The following is an 8,769-nucleotide window of genomic DNA, read 5'->3' as shown; positions in this document are numbered from 1 at the left end:
GTCAGTTCGCGCAGGGCGGCGTTGGCTATGGTGAGCTTGGCGAAGGTCCAGGGACCGCCGGCCTGGTCGATCTCCTCGACCGTGCGGCGGGCGGCGTCGGCCTTGTCGCCGCGCAGGGCGGCCCAGGCGCTGACGGCTTTCGCCGCGTGCTCGGCGTCCTCGCCCGCCTGGGCGGAGCCGGCGAAGCCCATCACCTCGCGGGTCAACAGGGCTTGCTCGGTCAGCATATCCTCCAGCAAGCGGCGGAGCGCCGTGCGCTCGAAGGCGTCGCCCACCGAGTAGCCGGCGGCCGCGGCGCGCAGCCGGTCGAAGGCGAAGGCCGCGCCGGCCTGGTGGTAGAGCCGTCCGACATTGGGCAGCGGCCAGCTGGAGGCCTCCGCCAGGTCGACGAGATCGGCGGCGGTGGTCAGCGACTGCAGGACGGCGGCGGCCTGGGCTGCGGCTTCCGGCGCCCCGGCGTCGGTGAGCTGGCGGGCGCGGGCGGCGATCGCCTCCTGCTCCACCTTGGAGGCGACGCCGGGCATCAGGCCGCGCAGCCGCTTGAAGCCGGCGGCATAGCGCTTGGTGAGCGCCGCGACGTCGAGGTTCTCCCGCGCCGCGCGCCGCGCCAGCCAGAAGGCGGCCCCGCGCAGGGCCGCGGTGAGCCGGCGATAGAGCGCCATCTGCCCGGCCGCGGGGACCTTGCCGTCGAGGGCGTTGACCGTGGCCCACAGCGCCTCGAACTCCAGCACGGCCTTGGCCGCCTCGTAGCCCGCCGCAAAGGCGCGCACGTCACAGCCTGCGGCCGCCATCAGCCGGCCCGGGAAGCTGGGCCCGCAGCGGTTGATGACGTCGTTGGCGACGACGGTGGCGATGATCTCGCGGCGGAGCCGGTGGCGGCGCATGGGCTCGCGGTAGCGGCGCAGCGCCTTGGGGAAATAGTCCTCCAGCACGCCCTCGTAGAAGGGATCGTCGGGCAGGCTCGAGGCCACCAGCTCGCGCTTCAGCTCGAGCTTGCCATAGGCCAGCAGCACCGAGAGCTCCGGCCGGGTGAGGCCACGCCCCGCCTGTTGGCGCTCCAAGATCGTGGCGGCGTCGGGCAGGCCCTCGACGGCGCGGTCCAGACGGCCGGCGGCCTCCAGATCGGCCATGAAGCGAGCGTGGGGTTCCAGCTCGCCCGGCGCATCCATCTCCATCAGCGAGAGCGCCAGGGTCTGGTCGTAGTTGTGCGACAGCACGTGCGCGGCGACCTCGTCGGTCATCGATTGCAAGAGGGTGTCGCGCCTCTTGCGGTTCAGCGTGCCGGTGCGCTCCAGCATGCCGGTGAGGATCTTGATGTTCACCTCGTGGTCGGAGGTGTCGACACCGGCGGAATTGTCGATGGCGTCGGTCTCGATCCGGCCGCCCGCAAGCGCGAACTCGATGCGGCCGGCCTGGGTCACGCCGAGGTTGGCGCCCTCGCCGACCACCTTCACCCGCAGCTCCGAGCCGTTGACCCTGAGCGCGTCGTTGGTCTTGTCGCCGACCTCGGTATTGGCCTCGGTCCTGGCCTTCACATAGGTGCCGATGCCGCCGAGGTAGAGCAGTTCGGCCGGCGCCTTGAGGATGGCGTTGATCAGGTCGGTGGGCGCCAGCGACTCGGCGCCGATCTCCAGAACCTTGCGGATTTCGACGCTCAGGGGGATCGACTTCAGCGTGCGCGGGAAGACCCCGCCGCCCTTCGAGATCGCCTTGCGGTCATAGTCGTCCCACGACGAGCGGGCGAGGCCGAACAGGCGCTTGCGCTCGGCCCAGGACTTCTTCGGATCGGGATCGGGGTCGAGGAAGATGTGACGGTGGTCGAAGGCGGCCAGGAGGCGGGTTTCCTTCGACAGCAGCATGCCATTGCCGAACACGTCGCCGGACATGTCGCCGACGCCCACGACCGTGAAGGGCTCCCTTTGGATATCCTTGCCAAGCTCGCGGAAGTGACGCTTCACCGCCTCCCAGGCGCCCTTGGCCGTGATGCCCATGGCCTTGTGGTCGTAGCCCGCCGAACCCCCCGAGGCGAAGGCGTCGCCCAGCCAGAAGCCGTAGCTCTCGGCCACCTCATTGGCGATGTCGGAGAAGGTCGCCGTGCCCTTGTCGGCGGCGACCACCAGATAGGGGTCGTCCCCGTCGTGGACGATCACGCCCTTCGGATGGGTGACCTTGCCGTCGGGCGTCAGGTTGTCGGTGATGTCGAGCAGGCCCGCGAGGAACGTCTTGTAGGCGCGCACGCCCTCGGCGCGGACGGCGTCGGGGGAGCCGGCCTTCGGCAGCAGCTTGGGGAAGAAGCCGCCCTTGGAGCCGACCGGCACGATCACCGCGTTCTTCACCTGCTGGGCTTTCACCAGCCCCAGCACCTCGGTGCGGAAGTCGTCGCGCCGGTCGGACCAGCGCAGGCCGCCGCGGGCGACCGGGCCGAACCGCAGGTGGACGCCCTCGACGCCGACGCTCCAGACGAAGATCTCGCGGAACGGCTTGGGGGCCGGCAGGTCGGCGAGCTGGCCGCTCGCCACCTTGAAGGCGATGTAGGGCTTCGGGCCGCCGTCCTCGCCGGGCTGATAGAAGTTGGTCCGCTGGCTGGCGGCCACCAGGGCCGCGATGCGGCGCAGAACGCGGTCGTGGTCCAGGCTTTCGACAGCCTGAAGGGCCTCCGTGATCTGACCCATTAGCCGCTCGGTCGCCTTCTGGCGCGCCGCGATGTCGCCGCCGGCGGCCGGATCGAAGCGGGCGGCGAACAGCTTGAGGATCAGACGGGTCACATCGGCGTGGACGGCCAGCGCCTCCTCCTGCACCCGCTGGCTGGGGTCGAGGCCGGACTGCTGGCGGAAGCGGGCGAGCGCGCGGACCAGGGCGGCGTCGCGCCAGGGCATGGACAGCGCCAGCACCAGGCGGTTGAAGCCGTCGTTCTCGGTCTTGCCGCACCAGACGGCGACCACCGCGTCCTCGAAGGCCTGTTTGATCTCGGCGAACACCAGGCTGCCGCCGCGCGGGTCCTCGATCTCGAAGTCGTGCACCCAGATCGGCGGCCCACCGCCGGCGCTGACCGGGAAGCCGGCCTCGGCCAGCGCTTTCAGCCCCATGTTGTCGAGGATCGGCAGGACGTCGGCGAGCGGCGCGGGCTCGCCGGCCAGGTAGAGCTTGAAGCGGAACTGGAGGCTGGAATCCTTCGCCGTGCGATAGGCCCGCACGCGGATGGTCTCGCGCGTGCCCATGGCCTCGATGACGGCCAGGTCTTCCAGGGCCTCGTCGGCGTCGAACCGGTCCTTGTAGCCGGCCGGGAAGGCCAGGCGGTAGCGCAGCAGGGTCTTGGCGAGCGCCTCGGGATCGATGATCTTGGCGCGGACCGCGGCTTCGAAACGATCCTCCCAGGTGCGGGCCGCCTCGGCGATCTCGGCCTCGACAGCCTTGAGGTCGGGCCAGGCGTGCTGGCCAGGCGTGAAGCCCACGATGTAGTGCACGCGCGCCAGGGCCCCGTCCGAGAAGCTCGGATAGGAGGCCGAGACGTGGCCGCCGTAGGCGCCGGCCAGGATGCGCCCGGCGCGGGCCTCGAGGTCGGAGGTGTAGCGGTCCTTCGGCAGGTACAGGAGCACCGAGGCGAAGCGATCGAACGGGTCGCGCCGCTCGAACAGGCCGACGCGTGGCCGGTCATAGAGGTGCAGGATGCCCATCGACTGATCGAGCAGCTCGTCCTCGCCGATCTGGAAGAGCTCGTCCCGGGGATGGTTCTCCAGGATGTTCTTCAGCCGCTTCTCGTTATGGCTGCCGGGCGCGACGGCGGCGCGGTCGAGCACGCGGCGCAGCTTGGCGCGGATCAGCGGCACGTCGAGCGCCGGCTCGTCATAGGCCTCGGCGGTGAACAGGCCCACGAAGCGGACCTCGCCGCTGGGCCGGCCCTTGTCGTCGTAGCGTTTGACCCCGACGTAATCGAGGTAGGCCCGGCGGTGCACGCGGCTGCGGGTGTTGGCCTTGGCCACCGTCACCGCGGGATCCTTGACGATCCGCTCCTTGACGTCGCCCATGCGCAGGGCCGGCTCGTGGGCGCGGCGCAGCACGGTGCGCTCCGGATCGCGCAGCACGCCCAGACCGTCCTTGGCCTTGTAGACCGGCTCTTCCGGCGCGTAGTCGCCGTTGGCCAGGCGCGGATATTCGTAGACGCGGGCGCCCAGGAACACGAACTGCTCGGCTTCGAGCCAGCCCAGGAAGGCGCTCTCCTCCTCCGAGACCTTCGCCGGGTGGGCCCGGGTCTCCGCCAGTGTGCGGCGCATCAGTTCGAGCATGGCCGGGAAGTCGTCGACGGCGGCGCGCACGTCGGCCAGCGTCGCCTTCAGGCCGCGGATCAGGTCGGCCTCTCGGTCGGAGCCCACCGGCTCGAGGATCACCTGGATCAGCGATTCACGGCGAGGCGTCCCCGTCGTCCCGCGGACGCCGGCGCGGTCGCGGCGCACCTCGACGATCGGGTGGAACATGGCGCGGACCGACAGGCCCTGGTCGGCGATCTCCCCCATGACGGAATCGACCAGGAAGGGCGCGTCGTCCTGGACGATCTCCAGGCGATCGAGCCCGCCCTTGCGGCCCAGCGCAGGGACGATGCGGATCGAGGGCGCGCGGCCGCGGCGGCGTTCGCCGTAGCGCCAGAAGTCGGCGAGGTTGGCGGCCAGCTCCGGCGTGGAGAGTTCGGGCAGCTCGTCCGGCGCGGCGTCGGCGGCGGCCTGGCTGGCGAAGTCGCGGGCCGCGTCCTGGGCGGCGTCCTCGTCGAGCGCGGCCATGACGGCGCGCACGATGGCGCCCGCGCGCGCGGCGGCGGGGCTGGGGCGGCGGCTCATCGGGCGGATCCGGCAAGGGCGGCGAGGGCGCCGCCGGAGGAGAGTGTCCGGCGGCGCGCGGCTGCGCCGTGGGGGAGCGGCGAAGCCTCTGCTCGCTGCGTCCGTGGGCTTGGGGGTCGGACGCTGCCGTCCGGGCCATGCAGGCCAGGACCGACCTTAGATGGGAAGCAATCGCGCAAAATGAAGGCCTTTGGTCACGTATGGCTCAGATTGGGTCGTCCGGCCTCCGGAAGCGGGGGATCGGACTGCGTGGGGGCTTCGTCCGGCGCCTGGTCCGGCGCGCGGTTCTTGAGCTGCTGCGGGTCGCCGTCGGCGGAGAGCAGGACCGCCACCCAGCGGGTGCCGTCGAACTGGGCGAGGATCACCATCGCCATGACGGTCAGCGGGGTCGACAGGAACATGCCGGCGATGCCCCAGATCGCCCCCCAGAAGGCCAGCGCCAGCAGCACGACGATGGGATCGATGTTGAGGCTGCGGCCCTGCATGCGCGGATAGATGACATTGCCGATGATGATGCCGATGGCCTGCAGGGCGACGAGCAGGATGATGGCCGGCCAATAGCTGTCGAACTGCATCAGGGCGAACAGCGGCGGCGCGATGCCGGCGAAGGTGCCGCCGATCACCGGGATGTAGACGGCCAGGAAGATCAGGAAGGCCCAGAACACCGAGTTGTTGAGGCCGACCGCGGCCATGGCGATCCACGAGAGGCCGGCGACGATCAGGCCTGTGAGGGTCTGCACCCACAGGTACTGTTCCACGGCGTCGCGCATCCGCAGGAACTGCGCCATGGCCTCCTGCCGCTCGGGTCGGGCGGGGAACAGGCCGACGATCTTGCGCTCGAAGCCGCGCCGCGAGGCCAGGATGAAACCCAGGTAGACCAGGACGAAGGCGGCCGTGGAGGTGAAGCTCTGCAGCGCCCGGGCGACATCGCCCAGGTACTGCGCGGGATCGAGCTGGCGGACCAGCTCGGCCACGGTGCGCGGCACCCGCACCCCCACGTGGCCGGCGATCTTGCCGATCAGCGCCATCAGTTTGGGCGCGAAGTCGATGAGCTGGCTGAAGAAGTCCGGCGCGCGGGAGACGATCATGAAGGTCGCGCCGCCGAACAGCACCACCGAGAGCAGCAGCGCCAGCGGCAGGGCCGCGCGGCGCGAGATGCCCGGCAGCCGGTGCTCCAGCACCCGGGCGAAGCCGTCGATCATGATCGCCAGGAAGATGGCCAGCGCCAGCGGCGTCAGGATGCCCGAGAGCCACGAGGCCGCGGCGCCCGCGAGGATCACCGCGATGATGACCAGCGCGTTGCGGGAGACGGCGGAAGGCTGGAAGGCGGGCATGCAGGCTTTCGCGAAGCGGTCGGGAGGACTGTCCCCGGCGGCCGAGCCGCCGTCAATGCGCGGCTCGTCTAGCCCTGTTTCGCGCTGAATGGGAGGGATCTTGCCTGGAAAATACGATCGGGCGCACCGCGGTCGCGCCGTCCCACGCCGGCCTCATGCCTCGGTGAGCGCCTTGTCGAGGATCGCCTCGAGCAGATCGGCCTCGGTCAAGGGTTCGGTCATGAAGCCCGCCAGCCGGCCGGCCTGCGCCAGGGTGACGTAGCCGTGCAGGGTCGACCAGCCGGTGACCGCGCGGCGTTTCACCGTGCGCTCGTCCGCCGTCGGATCGACGATGGATACGGTGCGGCAGAACTCCACCCAGGCCTCCATCGCCGGGTCGGTCAGGCTCGGCGGCGGCTCGCCGCTCAGGATGTCGCTGTCGAACATCAGGCGGAACATGCCCGGCTGGGCGAACGCCAGCGCTAGATAGACCCGAGCGGTGTTGCGCATGACCACCATCGGGACACCGCCTTGCGCTCGCGCCCGCTTGTAGGCCGCGACCAGTTCGGAGAACCCCTCCGCGGCCACGGCGGCGAGCAAGGCGCGACGGTCGCGGAAGTGGCGATAGGGGGCGGCTGTGGAGACGCCCAGGCTCTGGGCCAGTTCCCGCAGCGAGACAGCTTCGGGCCCGCCCGCCTCGACGGCCGCCCGCGCGGCGCGGACCAGGCCCTCGCGCAGGTCTCCATGGTGATAGCCGGGTCGACTCACAGGCCGATGTTGACATAGCTAACATCAAGGCGCAATGTAAGCGCCGCTAACACTTGGGAGGCGCAGATGCGATTGTGGGCTTGGATGGCCGGTCTGGCGGCGCTGCTGGCGGCGCAGGCGGCCTGGGCGGGCAATGTAGGTTTCGAGCGGGTGACCGCGCCGGCGGGCGCAGACAAGCCGCTGGTCGTCGGCATCTGGTATCCGACCGACGCTCCAGAGGCGCCGATGGCGCTCGGTCCCTCAAGCCAGGTCGTGGCCCTGGGCGCTCCGGTGGCGGGCGCGAACCACCCGCTGATCCTCATCAGCCACGGGACCGGAGGCTCGTTCGGCGATCACTTCGACACCGCAAAGGCGCTCGCCCAGGCGGGCTTCATCGTCGCGGCGGTCTCCCACACTGGCGACACCTATGACGACCGCAGCCGGACGCGCCGGATCTCCGAGCGCCCGGGGCACCTCACCCCGGTGATCGACTATATGACAACCACCTGGCGCGGCCACGACGCCATCGACGCGCGGCGCATCGGCGCCTTCGGCTTCTCGGCGGGCGGCTTCACCGTACTGGGCGCCATCGGCGGCGAAATCGACCTCAGCCTGATGGCCGCCCACTGCCGGCAGCATCCGCACTTCTACGACTGCGCGACCATCGGCAAGCTGGGCGAAGCCCCGCCGGCCAAGCCCGCGCCGGTCAGCCACGACGCGCGCATCAAGGCCGCCGTGGTCGCCGCCCCCGCCATGGGCTTCGCCTTCGCGCCCGCCGGGCTCGCCAAGGTCACGGTCCCGGTGCAGCTCTGGCGCGCGGAATGGGACACCGTTCTGCCCCAGCCCTATTACGCCGAGGTCGTCCACGGCCTGCTCCCGAAGGCGGAATACCGCCTGGCGCCCCACGCTGATCACTTCGACTTCTTGCCGCCGTGCAGCGATCAGCTGGCCAAGCTCGCGCCGGATGTCTGCGTCAGCAACATCGACCGCGCGGCCTTCCACAAGACCTTCAACGCCGAGGTCGTGCGGTTCTTCAAGAAGACGCTGGACTAGCGCGGCGCCATCCGGATGGCCCCGTCGAGGCGCACGTCCTCGCCGTTGAAATAGCCGTTGGTGATCATGCACAGCGCCAGCGAGGCGTATTCCGGAGCGTTTCCGAGACGCTTGGGGAAAGGCACCGAGGCGGCGAGCGCCTCCTTCACGTTGGGTGGCGCGCCCTGCATCAGGGGCGTGTTGAAGATGCCGGGCAGGATGGTGTTCACCCGGATGCCGTCGTTCATCAGGTCGCGGGCGATGGGCAGGGTCATGCCGACGATGCCGCCCTTGGAGGCCGAATAGGCGGCCTGGCCGATCTGGCCGTCTTCGGCCGCGACCGAGGCGGTGTTGATGATCACGCCGCGTTCGCCGTCTGTCAGGGGCTCCAGGTCCAGCATGCCTTTCGCGGACTTGGCGATGCAGCGGAAGGTGCCGATCAGGTTGATCTGGATGAGCCAGTTGAAGGCGTCGAGCGGGAAGTGCTTGGTCTCGCCGGTCTGCTTGTCGCGGCTGGCGGTCTTGAAGGCGTTGCCGGTGCCGGCGCAGTTGACCAGGATGCGTTCCTGGCCGTGGGCTTCGCGGGCTTTGGCGAAGGCGGCGTCGACCTCCTCGTCCGAGGTGACGTTGACCTTGCAGAAGATGCCGCCGACGTCCTTGGCGACCGCTTCGCCCTTCTGGTCGTTCATATCGAAGATGGCGACCTTCACCCCCTGGGCGGCCAGCGCCCGGACGGTGGCCTCGCCGAGGCCGGAGGCGCCGCCGGTCACGACCGCCGCGACGTTTGAATTCAGTTCCATGGACGCTTCGCTCCCGTAAGATCAGGTCAGTCCAACGAGGCTTTAGCG

5 protein-coding genes are annotated in these 8,769 nt (G+C 70.2%); 1 reads left to right on the top strand and 4 read right to left on the bottom strand.

The window, feature by feature from the left end; genetic code table 11:
• The 3 genes from VGT80_RS12375 to VGT80_RS12365 all read right to left on the bottom strand — a co-directional run.
• Positions 1 to 4,829 (bottom strand): NAD-glutamate dehydrogenase (locus tag VGT80_RS12375; protein WP_327456204.1); only part of this gene is annotated, 4,829 nt, incomplete at its 3' end.
• Positions 4,830 to 5,023: 194 nt separating this feature from the next.
• Positions 5,024 to 6,163, bottom strand: coding sequence for an AI-2E family transporter (locus tag VGT80_RS12370; protein ID WP_327456202.1), 1,140 nt, complete (start codon positions 6,161 to 6,163; stop codon positions 5,024 to 5,026).
• 153 nt (positions 6,164 to 6,316) lie between these two features.
• Complete coding sequence (locus VGT80_RS12365) at positions 6,317 to 6,910, bottom strand: TetR-like C-terminal domain-containing protein (RefSeq protein ID WP_327456200.1); 594 nt, start codon at positions 6,908 to 6,910, stop codon at positions 6,317 to 6,319.
• Positions 6,911 to 6,976: 66 nt separating this feature from the next.
• On the opposite strand from VGT80_RS12365, the gene VGT80_RS12360 reads away from it, so the two are divergent.
• Positions 6,977 to 7,942 carry an alpha/beta hydrolase family protein gene (locus tag VGT80_RS12360; RefSeq protein WP_327456198.1) on the top strand — a complete coding sequence of 322 codons (966 nt, stop codon included), beginning with the start codon at positions 6,977 to 6,979 and terminating at the stop codon, positions 7,940 to 7,942.
• On the opposite strand, the gene VGT80_RS12355 is transcribed toward VGT80_RS12360, so the two are convergent.
• Complete coding sequence (locus VGT80_RS12355; RefSeq protein WP_327456196.1) at positions 7,939 to 8,721, bottom strand: SDR family NAD(P)-dependent oxidoreductase; 783 nt, start codon at positions 8,719 to 8,721, stop codon at positions 7,939 to 7,941. The genes VGT80_RS12360 and VGT80_RS12355 overlap by 4 nt on opposite strands.
• Positions 8,722 to 8,769: the final 48 nt, after the last annotated feature.

This window comes from Phenylobacterium sp. (assembly GCF_035944335.1).
Taxonomy (GTDB): Bacteria; Pseudomonadota; Alphaproteobacteria; order Caulobacterales; family Caulobacteraceae; genus Phenylobacterium.
The sequence above is the reverse complement of the archived record's forward strand: the minus strand, read 5'-3'. Positions and strand labels throughout refer to the sequence as shown.

Bases quoted from the DNA above. Each gene is read 5' to 3' on its own strand.
- VGT80_RS12370 (WP_327456202.1), bottom strand. From the start codon at position 6,163: ATGCCCGCCTTCCAGCCTTCCGCCGTCTCCCGCAACGCGCTGGTCATC.
- VGT80_RS12360 (WP_327456198.1), top strand. From the start codon at position 6,977: ATGCGATTGTGGGCTTGGATGGCCGGTCTGGCGGCGCTGCTGGCGGCG.
- VGT80_RS12355 (WP_327456196.1), bottom strand. From the start codon at position 8,721: ATGGAACTGAATTCAAACGTCGCGGCGGTCGTGACCGGCGGCGCCTCC.